The 16,044-nt window shown below is 38.5% G+C and carries 21 protein-coding genes and 1 pseudogene; all 22 read left to right on the forward strand.

The window, feature by feature from the left end:
* The 22 genes and pseudogenes from lpxK to AC1M87_RS04105 all read left to right on the forward strand — a co-directional run bounded on the left by lpxK (nt 1) and on the right by AC1M87_RS04105 (nt 15,813).
* Nucleotides 1-1,011 carry a tetraacyldisaccharide 4'-kinase gene (gene lpxK / locus AC1M87_RS04000; protein ID WP_481588355.1) on the forward strand — a complete coding sequence of 337 codons (1,011 nt, stop codon included), beginning with the start codon at nt 1-3 and terminating at the stop codon, nt 1,009-1,011.
* A gap of 9 nt (nt 1,012-1,020) precedes the next feature.
* Nucleotides 1,021-1,782 carry a 3-deoxy-manno-octulosonate cytidylyltransferase gene (gene kdsB / locus AC1M87_RS04005; protein ID WP_481591157.1) on the forward strand — a complete coding sequence of 254 codons (762 nt, stop codon included), beginning with the start codon at nt 1,021-1,023 and terminating at the stop codon, nt 1,780-1,782.
* Between the two features lie 13 nt (nt 1,783-1,795).
* A complete protein-coding gene (locus AC1M87_RS04010; RefSeq protein ID WP_481593005.1) occupies nt 1,796-2,773 on the forward strand; it encodes a DNA polymerase III subunit delta' in 978 nt (325 codons plus the stop codon).
* A gap of 25 nt (nt 2,774-2,798) precedes the next feature.
* Complete coding sequence (locus AC1M87_RS04015; RefSeq protein ID WP_481587020.1) at nt 2,799-3,140, forward strand: PilZ domain-containing protein; 342 nt, start codon at nt 2,799-2,801, stop codon at nt 3,138-3,140.
* 31 nt (nt 3,141-3,171) lie between these two features.
* Complete coding sequence (locus AC1M87_RS04020) at nt 3,172-3,945, forward strand: TatD family hydrolase (RefSeq protein ID WP_481593006.1); 774 nt, start codon at nt 3,172-3,174, stop codon at nt 3,943-3,945.
* Nucleotides 3,946-3,990: 45 nt separating this feature from the next.
* Nucleotides 3,991-4,605 carry a TetR/AcrR family transcriptional regulator gene (locus AC1M87_RS04025; RefSeq protein ID WP_035264575.1) on the forward strand — a complete coding sequence of 205 codons (615 nt, stop codon included), beginning with the start codon at nt 3,991-3,993 and terminating at the stop codon, nt 4,603-4,605.
* Between the two features lies 1 nt (nt 4,606).
* Entirely contained in the window at nt 4,607-5,167 is a 561-nt protein-coding gene (locus tag AC1M87_RS04030; protein ID WP_481593007.1) for a pilus assembly FimT family protein, read from the forward strand.
* The gene (gspI, locus tag AC1M87_RS04035; protein WP_481588351.1) at nt 5,154-5,546 is read left to right on the forward strand and encodes a type II secretion system minor pseudopilin GspI; all 393 of its coding nucleotides are present in this window, start codon (nt 5,154-5,156) and stop codon (nt 5,544-5,546) included. Before AC1M87_RS04030 ends, gspI begins: the two co-directional genes overlap by 14 nt.
* Nucleotides 5,543-6,190 (forward strand): type II secretion system minor pseudopilin GspJ, encoded by a 648-nt coding sequence (gspJ, locus tag AC1M87_RS04040; RefSeq protein WP_481593008.1) that lies wholly within the window; start codon nt 5,543-5,545, stop codon nt 6,188-6,190. Before gspI ends, gspJ begins: the two co-directional genes overlap by 4 nt.
* 15 nt (nt 6,191-6,205) lie before the next feature.
* Complete coding sequence (gspK, locus tag AC1M87_RS04045) at nt 6,206-7,162, forward strand: type II secretion system minor pseudopilin GspK (RefSeq protein WP_481593009.1); 957 nt, start codon at nt 6,206-6,208, stop codon at nt 7,160-7,162.
* A 162-nt stretch (nt 7,163-7,324) separates the two neighbouring features.
* Entirely contained in the window at nt 7,325-7,921 is a 597-nt protein-coding gene (locus AC1M87_RS04050) for a 6-pyruvoyl trahydropterin synthase family protein (RefSeq protein WP_180027682.1), read from the forward strand.
* Nucleotides 7,922-7,949: 28 nt separating this feature from the next.
* Entirely contained in the window at nt 7,950-8,663 is a 714-nt protein-coding gene (gene ung, locus AC1M87_RS04055; RefSeq protein ID WP_481593010.1) for a uracil-DNA glycosylase, read from the forward strand.
* Nucleotides 8,660-9,781: an enoyl-CoA hydratase/isomerase family protein gene (locus AC1M87_RS04060; protein ID WP_481593011.1), complete on the forward strand. Its 1,122-nt coding sequence runs from the start codon at nt 8,660-8,662 to the stop codon at nt 9,779-9,781. The genes ung and AC1M87_RS04060 overlap by 4 nt, the downstream gene beginning before the upstream one ends.
* Before the next feature lie 2 nt (nt 9,782-9,783).
* On the forward strand, nt 9,784-10,308 hold the full coding sequence (gene tadA / locus AC1M87_RS04065; RefSeq protein WP_481593012.1) for a tRNA adenosine(34) deaminase TadA: 525 nt from the start codon (nt 9,784-9,786) through the stop codon (nt 10,306-10,308).
* A 75-nt stretch (nt 10,309-10,383) separates the two neighbouring features.
* On the forward strand, nt 10,384-10,815 hold the full coding sequence (locus AC1M87_RS04070; RefSeq protein ID WP_092766227.1) for an SRPBCC family protein: 432 nt from the start codon (nt 10,384-10,386) through the stop codon (nt 10,813-10,815).
* Between the two features lie 18 nt (nt 10,816-10,833).
* Nucleotides 10,834-11,514 carry a (d)CMP kinase gene (gene cmk / locus AC1M87_RS04075; protein ID WP_035264559.1) on the forward strand — a complete coding sequence of 227 codons (681 nt, stop codon included), beginning with the start codon at nt 10,834-10,836 and terminating at the stop codon, nt 11,512-11,514.
* A 116-nt stretch (nt 11,515-11,630) separates the two neighbouring features.
* Nucleotides 11,631-13,307 (forward strand): 30S ribosomal protein S1, encoded by a 1,677-nt coding sequence (rpsA, locus tag AC1M87_RS04080; protein ID WP_035264556.1) that lies wholly within the window; start codon nt 11,631-11,633, stop codon nt 13,305-13,307.
* Nucleotides 13,308-13,469: 162 nt separating this feature from the next.
* The gene (locus AC1M87_RS04085; RefSeq protein ID WP_035264555.1) at nt 13,470-13,775 is read left to right on the forward strand and encodes an integration host factor subunit beta; all 306 of its coding nucleotides are present in this window, start codon (nt 13,470-13,472) and stop codon (nt 13,773-13,775) included.
* A gap of 20 nt (nt 13,776-13,795) precedes the next feature.
* Nucleotides 13,796-14,161 (forward strand): lipopolysaccharide assembly protein LapA domain-containing protein, encoded by a 366-nt coding sequence (locus AC1M87_RS04090; protein ID WP_035264552.1) that lies wholly within the window; start codon nt 13,796-13,798, stop codon nt 14,159-14,161.
* Nucleotides 14,162-14,299: 138 nt separating this feature from the next.
* The gene (pyrF, locus tag AC1M87_RS04095; RefSeq protein ID WP_481593013.1) at nt 14,300-14,998 is read left to right on the forward strand and encodes an orotidine-5'-phosphate decarboxylase; all 699 of its coding nucleotides are present in this window, start codon (nt 14,300-14,302) and stop codon (nt 14,996-14,998) included.
* Between the two features lie 231 nt (nt 14,999-15,229).
* A pseudogene (locus tag AC1M87_RS04100) lies at nt 15,230-15,298 on the forward strand (recombinase family protein); the annotation flags it as partial.
* A 44-nt stretch (nt 15,299-15,342) separates the two neighbouring features.
* A complete protein-coding gene (locus tag AC1M87_RS04105; protein WP_481593014.1) occupies nt 15,343-15,813 on the forward strand; it encodes a hypothetical protein in 471 nt (156 codons plus the stop codon).
* Nucleotides 15,814-16,044 lie beyond the last annotated feature (231 nt).

Here is a 16,044-nt window from a genome sequence, read left to right on the forward strand (position 1 = left end):
ATGTCTATTGCGCAGGTCATTCAAAACGCTTGGAATAAGCAATCCAAGTGGTTGATTGTATTGCGACCCCTGTCATTGCTTTATCGATTAGGATTTTTCCTGAACAAAGCGTTGTATCAACGTGGTATAAAACCTATTTATACTGCACCAGTTCCTGTCATGGTCATTGGCAATATAACGGTAGGTGGTAGTGGTAAAACACCGTTATTAATTCAATTGGTTAAATATCTTCAACAAAAAAATATTCGAGTTGGAGTAATTAGTCGAGGCTATGGTGGTAAAGGTCCTTTTCCTGCAAGCGTGAATCTCGATTCTGAGCCAAATGAAGTGGGTGATGAGCCCTGTTTAATTGTGCAATCTACAGGCGTGCCGATGGTCGTAGGTGGGCAACGACAGAAAAGTATAGAGTTACTTCTCTCTCAGCATCAACTTGATTTGATCATTAGTGATGATGGTTTGCAACATTGGGCACTTGATCGTCAATTAGAATGGATTGTGCTGGATAACAATCGTGGTTTGGGTAATCAGAAACTGTTGCCAGAAGGCTTTTTGCGTGAGCCAGTAGCACGGTTATGCAGTGGTACAGTAATTGAGCATGCTGAACAACCAAGTTCAGATCTGTATATGCAATTACAAGTCGCAGCGCCGTACTTGTTAAATCCAGTGGAAGATCAAGTTGAATATTTTGCCACTGATTTGAATTATTATGCGGTCGTAGGTATTGGGTTCCCGCAACGCTTTTATAAAACCCTTGAAAGTATGGGCTTAAAGCATTTTCAGTGTCATGAATTTCCTGATCATTATGATTATCAGATTGATGATTTACAATTTGAAGATTCAAATCCAATCATCACCACTGAAAAAGATGCTGTGAAACTCCTCCCTTTGTTAAAACAACATCCAGAATTTAGTCGTGAAATTTGGGTGGTTCCTGTTGAAGCAGCTTTATCATCAGCTTGTTATGATTTGCTGGATCAACAGCTTGCAAAACTCGGTATCGTAAACACATAAGGAATATCCATGAAACATATTGTAATACCTGCTCGCTTTGCAAGTTCGCGGTTACCTGGAAAACCACTCCTTAAAATACACGGGCGTGAAATGATTTTACGTGTGGTAGATCAGGCGCGAAAAGTGACTGGGTTTGATGATTTATGTGTTGCTACTGATGATCAAAGAATTGTTGATCTTTGTAAGGCAGAACAAATTGATGTTGTGTTGACCAGTGCAGAACACCCTTCTGGAACCGACCGATTGAGTGAAGTTGCACGAATCAAAGGTTGGGCGAGTGAAGATATTATTGTAAATGTGCAAGGTGATGAACCATTATTGCCTGCATCTTTAGTCCAACAGGTTGCTTCTTTGTTAGAGCAAAAGCCTGAATGTTCAATGTCCACTTTGTGTGAAGTGATCCAAGAATTAGAAGAGTTTAAACGCGATAGTATTGTCAAAGTCGTCATGAGTAAGTTCAATGAAGCGCTTTATTTCAGTCGTGCAACCATTCCATATGATCGTGATGGATCAAAGCAACAACCTCAGATACTACATCGAAAAGCCTACCGACATCTTGGTTTATATGCCTATCGAGTGAAGTTGCTACAAGAGTACGTGACATGGGATCAGGGAGATCTCGAGGTTTTAGAAAGCCTTGAGCAACTGCGTGTTTTAGAAAATGGTCATCGAATCGCAATTGATGTGGCAGAGGTGAGCTTACCACCAGGTGTGGATACGCAACAAGATTTAGACCGTCTTAATGCAATGCCTATTTCTCATTTCCAATAGTATAGATTAGTCAATGACTCAGACTCAGCATGTTTATCCTTGGCAACTTAACGTATGGAGCACACTGACTCAGCGGTTTCCTCAAGTAGGTCATGGATTACTTTTTTATGGCAAAAAAGGCTGTGGTAAAGAAGCTTTTACCCAGCAATTTGTTACTTGGCTGCTATGTTTAGATAAGCAGCCAAATCAACCTTGTGGTCAGTGTTCAAGTTGTTTGTGGCTAAAATCAGATACTCATCCAAATTATGTTTACGTCACGACGGATGAGGACAATAAGAAACAAAACGCTAAAATTAAAATTGAGAAAATTCGTGAATTACAGCCATTCGTGCAACAAACCGTCGATGGTTGGCGGGTTATTGTGATCGAACCGGCGGAAGCGCTCAATATCGCATCGTCAAATGCTTTATTGAAAACACTTGAAGAACCAGGTGAGCGTGTTGTGATTATTCTTTTGGCGGATCATTATTTAAAATTACCAGCCACTATACGAAGTCGCCTACAACATTACGCCTTAGATCGGCTGACTGATGATCAAGCCAATGCATATTTGAATGAGCACTTGAATACAGAGCAGCAGACTTTGAGCTCACTGTTGCTTAACCTTTCGAATGGTATGCCTTTAGCTGCTATTGAGTTGGCCTCAAGTGAATGGTTAACTCTGCGAAGTGCGTTTATAAATGATTGGTATCATTTAGTCAGTCAAAAAAATATGCCAATGCAGTACGCCTCTAAATGGAATAAGCAACTCAACTTTTCCGAGTTGATTGTTATGTTTGAGTACTTATTAGCTGATCTTGTTGCCTATAAAATGGAACAAAATGTAAAAAATAGCGATTTAGACTTTAGTTTGTTGGCTGAGCAATATCAATTAGAGCAATTATTTGATATTTATAATGATGTGCATCAAGCAAAACAAATGGTTGAGCAGAATGTTCAATCAAATTTAATTGTTGATCAGCTTTTTATAAAATTAATGAATGTTCAATAATCATGTTTGAATACAGGGGATAGAGATGCAGCCACGTCCGGGCGGTTTATTACAAGTCAATATTAATGATCGCGAAACTCTGCAATCCAGTTATATGCCTTTTGTTGAGGGTGGTGGATTATTTATTCCAACCAAACATCCAGTCAAAATGGGTGAAGAAATTTTTATCTTGGCAACACTTCCTAATCAAACCCAAAAAATACCAATTACGGGTAAGGTGATTTGGATTTCCTATAAGCAATCGGGCATTAAACCACAAGGTTTTGGATTGCAGTTAACTGGAGATAAAGGAGCCTATTACAAGATGGAAGCAGAAAAAATACTCGCTGGAAGTATGTCAACAGCACGTGCAAGCTTTACAATGTAGGCTCTGACTTAAAAAATTAAAAGGTGTCCTTGTGTTTGTAGATACACACTGTCATTTAAACATGCTCAATCTTGAACCTTACGAGGGAAATATCGATTTAGCAATTCAGCAAGCGATTGATGCTGGTGTCACAAAAATGATGGGGATATCGGTTGATTTGGATGATCATATTATTCTGTCAGAAATTGCAGCTCGACACGAAGGAGTGGGTTACAGCGTTGGGGTGCATCCATGTGAAGATCCAGCAGTCATGCAGCGTGCTACTGTTGAAACTTTGGTTGAATTGGCGAGTAAAGATAAGGTCTGGGCAATTGGTGAAACGGGTCTAGATTATTATCACAGTACTGAATTTGTTAAAGAACAAAAAGAATGTTTTGCACGACATATTCAAGCTTCACAGATGGTGAAAAAGCCAGTGGTCGTACACACACGCTCATCTAAAAAGGATACGATAGATATTATAAGAGCTGAAAAGTCGACACACGGAATTTTGCATTGTTTTACTGAGGATTGGGATACGGCAAAAGCGGTTCTAGATTGCGGTTATTACATTTCATTTTCAGGAATAGTATCGTTTAAAAATGCTCAGGATTTACGTGATGTGGCCAAGCAAGTTCCATTAGATCGACTATTAATTGAGACTGATAGCCCTTATTTAGCACCAATGCCATATAGAGGAAAGTCTAATGAACCAAAGTATGTCCCATATGTAGCCAAAGCATTAAGTGATGTATATGATAAGTCAGTCGAGGAGATTGCCTTTATTACAACGCAAAATTTCGAGAATCTTCTACGAATGCAGTAAAAATTTAATACGGAAAATAGAAAGAAGAGAGTTTATAGAGTGAAGATGGATCGTCAGGCTCAGTTTAGAGCGAGAGAAGCATTAATATTTCAGGTCGCAGAACAACTTCTTTTGGAAAACGGCGAAGCGGGCATGACATTGGATGCATTGGCCGCTGAGTTAGATTTAGCAAAAGGAACACTCTATAAGCACTTCCAAAGTAAAGATGAATTGTACATGTTGCTCATTATTCGTAATGAGCGCATGTTATTAGAAATGGTTCGAGATACTGAAAAAGGCTTTCCTGAACATTTAGCTTTTTTTATGTTGCATCATTTGCATCATCCAGAACGTACTGTACTCTTTCATCAAATTGAAGAACGATTGTCTACAACCGGTCAGGGTATTAATCATTTGTTTAATGAAATGTATCAGATTCGCAAAAGTAGACTCAGAATTATCATTCGTATGACAGAAAATCATCTAGCATCCATTCAAAGTAAGATGAGTTCTCGGGATTATTTAGCATCCATTTGGTCGATTACTCATGGTGGTGCTGCGATATTAAACTCGAGTTTCTATCAACGCTATTTAGGCTGTCGAGATACGCTAAGGGTTGCTTTAATTGATCAAGCGTTGATGATGCCTAAACAGATTAATTTGACAGAATCAGTGGCCTAATATGCAATCTCTAGATCACCGTCAAGGCGGATTTACTTTAATCGAATTGATGGTGGTCATTGTGATCATCAGCATCATGGCGGCATTGGTGGTGATGAATATTGGTGGGATTGATCAACGTAAGGCAATGCAAGCTAGAGAAGCTTTAATATTAGATTTAAAACGTATTCAACGAGAGGCTGTTGATCAATCGTTAGTGGTTGCATTGGTGCCACAATGGAATGGTGATCAGTTTAGCTATACATTTCAAAAATATAATGATTTAACTCGTCCTGAGCAGACGCTTGTATCGAACAATAATCGTCAACCTTCCACTTGGGTTGAAATGCCCGAGTTTTCTGCGAGAGAACTCCCTGCTAAGGTTTCATTTCAAATTGAAAGTAGCGACTATAGTTTTGAAAATGCAACGAATGCAGACTTGATGAATAATAATGCACCGAAATTAATTTGGTTGGGCAATGGCGAGGTTAAACCTGTCACAATTCAAATGTATTATGAACAAAAAGCAATTGGTGATCTTATTCAAATAGATTACTTGGGTAAAATCGATGCGGGCGCTTAAAGGATTTACCTTGATTGAGGTAGTGGTGGCTTTGGCTATTTTCGCTGTAGCAGCAATGTCATTGACGAAGGTAGCTATGCAGTACACACAGGCGACTGCGAATGCAATTTTACGAACAAAAGCACAATTCGTCGCACAAAATGAAGTCGCTGCAATGCAAATTAGTGGTGAATGGTTAGAGGGAACTCAATCGAAGCAAATTACCTCTCAAGGGTTAAGTTGGCAAATTGATAAAAAATCAGAAGCGACTATTAGCCCAGATGTTCAGAAAATAGAAGTGCAAGTGAGTCTATATAACAATGATTTAGGTAAAGTTGAATCTGGTGTCACCACCATGGTGTTTTATAACTATCCTATCAGAGAGCAATCCAACTCATGATCAAGAGTAAACAACAAGGTTTTACCTTGGTAGAGCTTTTGGTTGCCATAGCCATCTTTGCAGTATTGTCTGCTTTGGGATGGAAAATTTTTGATTATTTAAATAAAGTCAAAGATCGCAATGCGGTGCATGAGCAGCAGCTTCTCAGTTTGCAAGATAGTTATTTACAAATGCAAAGAGATGCTTTGCAAATTGTACCGCTGACTGCAAATATCGCAGGACAAATCCAACCTGCATTTTTACTGGATGATCAGTCTTTACAATTTAGTAAGGCAGGGGTCACAGATCCGCTGAAACAGGGTTTGTCTCCATTTGAGAGAATAGAATATCGTTATAATGCACAAGATCGAAAAGTTTATCGTTTAAAGTATCCCAATCTGAACGTTCTTCAAACAACCCAACCTTTATCCAGTACGATCCTAGAGAATGTGGATGAGTTTCAAATCACAATTTTGAACCCGAATGAATTGAATTCGTGGCCGGATGCATCAACAATAAGTTCTAATGGTAATGATGCTCAAGATGGTGTTGCTCGGCTATTGCCTAAAGGTATGCGAATTAGATTTAAACAACAAGATGTTGAATACGAGTGGATTTTTAGTTTGCTAAATACTGACTATTTAAAACCGGCATCTAGTCAATAATCATTAGGAAAATGCATGAAGCAGCAAAAAGGAATCGCCCTGATTACGATTTTAATGTTAGTCGCTTTAGCAACTATCATTGCTGCGACGATTGCCCATCGTCAATACAATACCAGTGAAAATACGGCCTATGTGATTCGTCAAAACCAAGCGCTGTATTATGCAAAAAGTGCTGAAGCTTTTTTCTCTGAATTATTGGTTCAAGATGCCAAGTCCAATTCAAAATCTGATAATCTTCAAGAAACTTGGGCTCAACCGATGCCACCATTTCCAATTGATGGTGGTTATGTCGCAGGGCGAATTATTGATGAAACGGGTAAGTTTAATTTAAACAGTTTAGTCAAAGATGATGGCGTGCCGAATGATAATGCGGTGAATTACTTTAAGGGATTATTAACAAAGCTTGGTTTGCCAGAAGAATTAAATGAAGCGGTAATTGATTGGCAAGATCAAGATGATTTGACGATTGGCGCGATGGGGGCAGAGAGTAATTATTATTCAAGTTTAACGCGTCCTTATTTGCCAGCGAATGGTCCTTTTCATAGCGTGGAAGAGTTGAAGCAAGTGCGAGGATTTGAAGGTGATAAGTTTTTATTGATAAAACCTTATGTTACAGCGATTCCTTTAAAAGAAATTAAAATTAATATTAATACAGCACCAGCGATGATTATTGCTGCTATAGACCCAAGTTTGGATGTGCAAAATGTACAGCGTGATTTGAATCAGAAAAAAGCCAATGGTGAGTTTTTTGAGTCCGTAGATCAGCTCTGGGAACTCAACACTCTAAGTCAGTTAAGTGAAGAAGCTAAAAGAACAGCAAAAAATAATTTTGATGTTAAATCTGCATTCTATCGAGCAGATATTGAAATCATGCTATCTGATCGAAAGCGATATTTTTCGAGTTATCTGATGCGTGATGAAGATAAGGTTTATGTCTTCTCAAGAAGTTTGGCACCTCTTCAAACCAATTGATTAAATTGCTAAACTATTAATTTAAATAAATTGAATGATAGCTTTTTATTTTTTTTGTTTTTAATACGTTTTGCCAATTGCTTAAAACGTTAAAATTAATGATGAGTTGTGTGAATATGCACTATAATCATTTTAATCCATGATTTTTTATTGCTCTGACATATGTTAATTCGAAAATTATTTAAGTTTGAAAACGCGCATATTGTGCGAAATTGCACATCAGACCGCTGTAAGCGTTCAATTCATGGTCATAGCTATAAAGTCGAATTATTATTGAAAGCCTCAAAGCTAGATCATGGTCAAATGGTCTATGATTTTGGTTTGCTGAAAGGTGTGATCAAAGAACTTTATGATAGTTTTGATCATGCGATTTGTTTTTGGCAAGAGGATTCAGCTGAATATATTCAAGCATGTAAAACTTTTAGTGCGCGTTGGGTTTCATTGCCAGTTTCACCTTCTGCTGAACAATTTTCTCGAATTTTCTTTTATTTGGCAGAACAAGTACTGAAATCAACTATCACGCAAAATGGTGAAGGTGATGTCGAAGTCTATTCAGTGATCGTGCATGAAACTGACACAGGCTATGCGCAAAGTTTTGCTGAAGATATCGTAAATGAACAGATGGGCTTATTGGCGCTTGATCAAATCGTATTCTCAGAACAAATTCAAAATGAATGGTCTGATCCTAAAATGTACGAACAATTGAAACAAGGATTCACTTTTAAGAACCCAAGTGTAGATTTACAAGTAAAACTTTAAAGCTGTGATTGATTTAGGGATGAACACAATGCAACTCACCGAACAAGAATTAAGTCAACTGAATCAAGTTCGGTTAGAGGATGGTTGGAAGTATGCTTTAGCAGAGTTTTTGCTCAGCGATAAAATGGATCAGCTGAAAGCTTTTCTCAAATCTGAATTACAGGCGAATAAGGTGATATACCCACCTAATTCCCTTATTTTTAATGCGTTCAACACCACACCCTTAGATCGTGTAAAGGTCGTGATTCTCGGTCAAGATCCTTATCACGGTCCAAATCAAGCACATGGATTGAGTTTTTCAGTGCAAAAGGGTGTTGCATTACCGCCGTCTTTGCGTAATATCTATCACGAACTCAGCACTGACCTTGGAATAGTGCCTGCCAAGCATGGTGATTTAACCCAATGGGCTGAAGAGGGTGTCTTATTGCTGAACAGTGTATTGACTGTTGAAGCGGGTCAGCCGACTTCACACCAAAAGAAAGGTTGGGAAGATTTCACTGATGCTGCGATAGATGTTCTAAATGAGCAACGTGAAAAGATCGTTTTCATTCTTTGGGGTGCGTACGCGCATAAGAAAGGTCAACGAATTGACCAAAATAAGCATTTGGTCTTAAAAGCAGCACATCCATCACCGTTGGCAGCAAACCGAGGTGGTTTTTTTGGGTGTAAAGTTTTTTCAAAAACAAATAATTATCTTAAACAAAATGGCATTGAGCCAATTAAATGGCAGCTGGAAGCATGACAATATCTCCTGAGACGAATCAATATCATCCTGACTTAATTGTTGAAGAAGCACAGAATGGATGGAGAGTGGTTCGATTAAATCGTCCAAAATCTTTACATGCACTTGATGAATCTATTGTGACGGCTTTATTGGCTGTTTTTGAAAAGTTTCATCATGATGATGCGGTTAAAGCGATCTGGTTTGATTCAACAACCCCTAAAGCTTTTTGTGCCGGTGGGGATGTACGCAAACTCCGTCAGTTGGTCATCAATAATGAGGTTGATGCGGCAAATAAATTTTTTGAACAAGAATACGCGCTAGATCTTTTGTTGCATGACTACGCTAAGCCGATTGTCGTTTGGGGTGAAGGTTATGTGATGGGGGGTGGGCTTGGTTTATTTATGGCTGCACCATTCAGACTCGTTACACCTTATTCGCGTCTTGCAATGCCAGAAGTGAATATTGGTTTATATCCAGATGTTGGTGCTAGTCGTTTCTTGGCAGATCGTGGTCCAATTGGTCTATTTACAGGTTTAACTGGATCGATCATGACTGCGGCAGGAGCTTATGGTATTGGCTGGGCGACTCATATTTGTGATGCTCAGCGCGATGTTGTTTTACAAAAGTTGATCAATATCGATTGGGATCATTATCCTGCTGGTGATTTTAGGGCATTAGATGACACTTTAAATAGTTTGCATCGACCAGTTTCTCCAGGGCCACTGCAAATCTCGTTAGACGTGATTCACAGTGTCTGTCGTGGTGCAAACTTTGAAAATGACTACGAAGCAATTATCGGTCTAAGTGATGCACGAAGTGATTGGCTAAGACAAGCGAGTGAAAATCTGGCAAAAGGATCACCAAGTACAGCTGCCATTACCTGGTTGTTATGGCAATGGGGGCGTCAAGTTCATCCTTGGCAAGAAGTATTTGAACTTGAAACTCAAATTTCTGATTGGAAAATTAGACATCCTGATTTTGTTGAAGGCGTACGTGCACGTTTAGTGGATAAAGATTTATCTCCTGAATGGACACCTGCAGAATCCATGTCCTTAAAAGGAATTTTAAGTGCGCACCCACCAGTTACAAATATCGAGAGCTGGAATAACTTGTTAAAACAGTACGGTATTATCTAATTTTGACTGAAATCCAATTTGATACTGAAGATCTAAAATGGATGCAGCGTGCCTATGAGCAGGCTGCATTTGCAGCTCAATTGGGAGAAATCCCTGTTGGAGCTGTCATTGTGAGTCAAGGAAAAGTAATTGGTGAAGGATATAATCAACCCATCCTGAGTCATGACCCGACTGCTCATGCTGAAGTGGTCGCACTTCGCCAAGCATGTAATCAAATTCAGAACTATCGTCTACCAGAAGATGCAACCCTTTATGTAACCCTTGAGCCATGCACGATGTGTGTGGGGGCTTTAATTCATGCTCGAGTACATCGTGTTGTATTTGGTACTTTAGAGCCGAAAGCGGGTTCGCTGGTCAGTGCGCGACAGTTATTGAATAATCAAGGTTATTACAACCATATATTTGAATTTGAAGGGGGGTGCATGCAATCAGTGTGTGCTCATCAGCTTTCAGAATTTTTTAAATTCAGACGTGAACAAAAAAAACAACAGCGTGTACGACAAAAAATAGAAAATAATCAGGAATGATTGCTATTGTTGATTGTGGAAAAATTGACATAATGTATTGTCAATATGAAGCGGACTCAATGAAAAGGAATAAAAATGAATTCAATCCAAGTTAAGCAAGAATTTAACCAGCCTATAGATCGTGTATTTGAAGTTTTGTCAAAACATGCGACTTATAATGATGTATTTGCACCGATTCAGGTTGTACGCATTAAAGATGCAGCTGATCCGAGTCGTCCTGATGGGATTGGATCAGTACGAAAAATGGGATTAGGCCCAATAAAGCCAATTCAAGAACAAATTACTGTACTAGAACCAAATAAGCGTATTGAATACAAACTTATCAAGAATCCATTAATCAAACATCATCTTGGAATTATTGAATTTAAAGAGCTTTCATCAGCTAAAACTTTAGTCACATACACGATCGAATTACAGGCAAGAGCACCATTTGTGAGCAAATTAATTCTTGCACAACTCAAACTTGCTATTACACTTGGCTTTAAGAAATTAGCAAAACGCCTCTAAGGCGAAGTTGGTAAAGTAATGACAATTCAAATTATCACGATCGATGGACCAAGCGGTTCAGGCAAAGGAACTTTGGCAGCAAAATTGGCACAGCATTACCAGTTTCATTTACTAGATTCTGGCGCTTTGTATCGTTTGTTGGGATTGTCATTACATCAGCTGAATTTAATTGATTCAATTCACAATCCAGATGTGTTGGTTAAATGCGTAGAAATAGCGACTCATCTCGATATTCAATTTGTTAGTGATCATTTAAAAACAAAAATTTTACTTAACGGGCATGATGTAACGGATGAAATTCGCACTGAAAAAGTCGGTGAGTTTGCATCCAAGGTTGCAGTTGTACCTGAATTAAGACAGGCATTATTCGAAAGACAACGTGCATTTGCTCAAGCACCAGGTCTTGTTGCCGATGGACGTGATATGGCGACTTCAATCTTCCCAGAAGCCCAAGCAAAAATATATTTGACGGCTTCTGCTGAGTCGCGTGCTGAGCGACGTGTAAAGCAGTTGCAGGCCATGGGGCAAAATGTTAAAATAAGCGACATTTTATCTAATATCCAAGCACGTGATAAGCGTGATATGGAAAGAACCGTTGCGCCGCTTAAGCCGGCTGAAGGGGCTTACATTATCGATAGTTCAGATCTGGACATTGACGCTGTATTTAACCTGATGACCGCATATATTGATGCGCAATAAGATAAATTAATGAATATTAGTGGAAGCATAGCTTGATCAGTTCTATATGGACTATGTCGATACTTAACTAAACCGGCCTTGTCTGATCCAAGACCGCTGACTTTTCTAGGTATATCATGACCGAATCTTTTGCAGCCCTCTTTGAAGCAAGCGAATTAAACCTCAACGTTGAAAAGGGTGCAGTCATCCAAGGTATCGTTGTTAGCATCGATTCTGACTGGGTAACTGTAGATACTGGCCTTAAATCTGAAGGCGTAGTAGCTCGCTCTGAATTCTTAAACGAACAACGTGAACTTGAAGTTAACGTTGGTGACACAGTTGACGTAGTTGTTGAAGCGCTTGACAACGGTATGGGTCAAACAGTTTTATCACGTGAAAAAGCTAAACGTGCTGAAACTTGGACTAAACTTGAAAAAATCTTTGAAGACGGCGAGATCGTTACTGGTGTTATCTCTGGTAAGGTTAAAGGCGGTTTCACTGTTGACATCGGTCCAGTACGTGCGTTCTTACCAGGTTCTTTGGTAGACACTCGTCCTATCCGTGACACGACTCACCTTGAAGGTAAAGAGTTAGAATTCAAAGTTATCAAACTTGACGCTAAACGTAACAACGTTGTTGTATCACGTCGTGCTGTTATGGAAGCTGAATCTTCAGCTGACCGTGAAGCTCTTCTTTCTCAACTTGAAGAAGGTCAAACAGTTACTGGTACAATCAAAAACCTTACTGACTACGGTGCTTTTGTTGACCTTGGCGGTATTGATGGTCTTCTTCACATCACTGACATGGCTTGGAAACGTATCAAGCATCCATCAGAAGTTGTTGAAGTTGGTCAAGAAGTTACTGTTAAAGTACTTAAATTTGACAAAGAGCGTAACCGTGTATCATTAGGTCTTAAACAACTTGGTGAAGATCCATGGTTAGCGATCATGAACCGTTACCCTAAAGGTTCTATCGTTAAAGCGCGTGTAACTAACTTAACTGATTACGGTTGCTTCGCTGAAATCGCTGAAGGCGTTGAAGGCTTAGTACACGTTTCAGAAATGGACCACACAAACAAAAACATCCACCCATCTAAAGTTGTTCAGATTGGTGATGAAGTTGATGTTATGGTTCTTGAGGTTGATGAAGAGCGTCGTCGTATTTCTCTTGGTATCAAACAAACTCGTGCTAACCCATGGGAAGAGTTTGCTAAGGCTCACGACAAAGGTGAAAAAGTTTCAGGTACAATCAAGTCTATCACTGACTTCGGTATCTTCATCGGTTTACCAGGCGGTATCGATGGTCTAGTTCACTTATCTGACATTTCTTGGAACGAACAAGGCGAAGAAGCGATTCGTCGTTACAAGAAAGGTGACACTGTTGAAGCGGTTATCCTTTCTGTAGACGCTGAAGGCAACCGTATCAGCCTTGGTATCAAGCAAATGAACAGCGATCCGTTCAACGATTTCTTAGCTGCTAACGAACGTGGTGCTCTTGTTAAAGGTACTGTAGTTGCAGTTGATGCTCGTGGTGCGACAATTAAGTTGGCTGACGAAGTTGAAGCTTCTCTTAAAGCTTCAGAAATCAACCGTGACCGCGTTGAAGATGCAACTAAATTCTTAGAAGTTGGTCAAGAAGTTGAAGCTAAGATCATCAATGTTGATCGCAAATCACGCGCAATCAACTTGTCTATCAAAGCGAAAGACGAAGCTGAAGAGAAAGAAGCTGTTGCTAACTTGAAAACTGCTTCTGCAGGTCAAGACAACGGTCCTAAGACAATTGGTGATTTGATCAAAGCTCAAATGAACCACTAAGTCTTTCGTGTTCAATGTATTGTTAATGTAATTTAACTAATACTTTTTACACAAATACTGTAAACGGTAGCGTAGTATTGACTTACTGCGCTACCGTTTTGTATTTAAACAGGTTATTATCTCGCTATGCACAGAGTAGCTTGATAATTAAAGAGGTCGCAGATGACTACTGAAGCACTTAATAAGTCTGACTTAATAGAACGTATTTCTATCAAAAACCCTCATTTGGCTGAGCCATTGGTCGAAGAAGCTGTTAAAATTATGATCGATCAAATGATTGAGTCATTATCAGCTGATAATCGTATTGAAATTCGTGGGTTTGGAAGTTTTGCTTTACATCATCGCGAACCGCGAGTTGGACGTAATCCTAAAACAGGTAAGTCAGTTGAAGTGGCTGCTAAAGCTGTACCTCATTTCAAACCAGGTAAAGCACTAAGAGATGCTGTAAACGAATCAGCAGGAAAATAATAAATTACTCAGGGGTGGTTATGCGTTACGTATTAGTTGCACTGTTAGTTGTAATCTTCGGATATGCATTGGCATTGGTTCTGCAAAATGGTACAGAACTGACTGTTGATCTTCTCTTCACTCAAGTACCGGCAATGAGATTAGGTTTATTGCTTTTGTTGACTTTGGCACTTGGGATCATCGTTGGATTATTACTCGGAGTTCAAGTTTTCCGTGTATTCCAAAATAGTTGGGAAATTAAGCGTCTTCGCAAAGATATTGAATATCTTCGTAAAGAACAAATCCAAAATGCTCAGTTAGCTGCTGCTGAAGCTGCTGCAAATGTACGTCATGAAAAAACAGTACTAGATGTGCATTCAGATCCGCGTAACTCAAATCCGCTGTAATTTATAAATATTTAAAAAACCTCTAAAATTTATTTTAGAGGTTTTTTTATTGAAAATAAACTGTTGAATTTTAAGCTGCGTTTTTTAAAGTTAATTTTGCAGCTTAAGTTGAACATCTTTATAATGACGCAACTTTAGATGGACGGAAGAACAACCTTGAGTATCATTGTTGCTTTAGATGCAAAAAGCCAATACGACGCATTGAAAATGGCTGAGAATTTGGATCCTAAACTTTGTCGTGTAAAAGTGGGTAAAGAACTTTTTACACATGAAGGTCCGACTGTTGTAAAAGCATTGCATGATCAGGGTTTTGAAGTATTTTTAGATTTAAAATTTCATGATATTCCAAATACTACAGCACAAGCCGTTTGCGCTGCTGCAGATCAAGGGGTATGGATGGTTAATGTTCACGCATCTGGTGGACGAAAAATGATGGAAACTTGTGTAGAAAGATTAAAAGCAGGTAACTATCAAACACAGTTGATTGCAGTAACCGTATTAACTTCAATGGGGCGAGAAGATCTACGTGATCTAGGTTTAGATATTGAGCCTTTTGAACATGTAAAACGTCTAGCGACTTTAACTCAAGAAAGTGGCTTGGATGGTGTTGTATGTTCTGCGCAAGAAGCAAAAATGTTACGTGAAACTTTAGGTCAGAACTTTGCTCTCGTCACTCCAGGAATTCGTCCGGAAGGTTCTGCAGCGGATGATCAAAAACGTATTGTTACACCTAAGCAAGCAATGTTAGATGGTTCTACACACTTGGTGATTGGCCGTCCGATTACTAAATCAGAAAATCCAAATCAAGCTTTAAGAGACATTCTGGCTACTTTGTAATTTTTAAATTACAGTCTTTAAGTGTTTTAAAACGCCATGAAAATTCATGGCGTTTTTTTTAATTTTATGATGTATCAATAGTTAAAGTTATATTATCTCTAAAGGGAACTACTGACCATTATTGTTAGACTCAAGAAAGTTTTAAACAAGGTTTAGTAAGAAGCAGATACAATCCAAATAGAAAAAGTTGCTACTAAAAATATGATAAAATCAGAGAGTTAAAAAGTTTTAACAAAAGAAGAAATTGCTAAAACTGCTGGTTGTCACGTTGTTACTGTTCATAGAGTATTAAAAGGATAAGGTATGGATAATTGTGTTACAGATGGCTGGGTAACATTTAAAGGATGGACACCATATATAGTCGCTTTAAGTATTTTTTAGTTTGGCATCTACAGAAAGGGCTTGAGGTTACAGCCAGTGAATGTAAAGCATATTGGGAAAGGCTTGACGATCTAGAAAGAATTTATAAAAACTTAGAAAAGAATGCAGACTTTAAAAGCGATAATTATAAAGAATTTTATGGGAAACGAAAAAAATGGCAAGAGGTAAATTTATCTAGAACTAACTTGGTAAGAAAACTTACAAATAATGATAGTAAAGTTGTGGAAAGCACAGAGAAATTAATTGAAAAGTTTAAATCAGATAATTTTGTACATAACAAACTTCAACGATTTGGTGGTGATGAATCTAGACACGAAAGTGTTGGTTATAATCATGTGTTAAGTACTATTGCAGAAATTAAAGATAGCTTATTTCCATACATAAAATATAGATTTTTTATAACAACCTTTAGGCGCATCGTATCTCATATGTAAGAGTAACGGGGTGAATCTTGGACTCGGATTTACAAATTTATAATCTGATAAATAATTGAAGCCACAGCGATAAAGCAGAATAAGATTGTCATAGCTCTAACTCCTCAAACTATAATATGTAGAGGTCAACAAATATTGGACATAGTTTTAAGTTTTTGTTCAGCCTCACAAGGGCTGATGCCATCATTAAATTGATGTGGTCGTATCTGATTGTAATATTTCATCAGATAC

This window comes from Acinetobacter sp. 24-47-62, assembly GCF_056779765.1.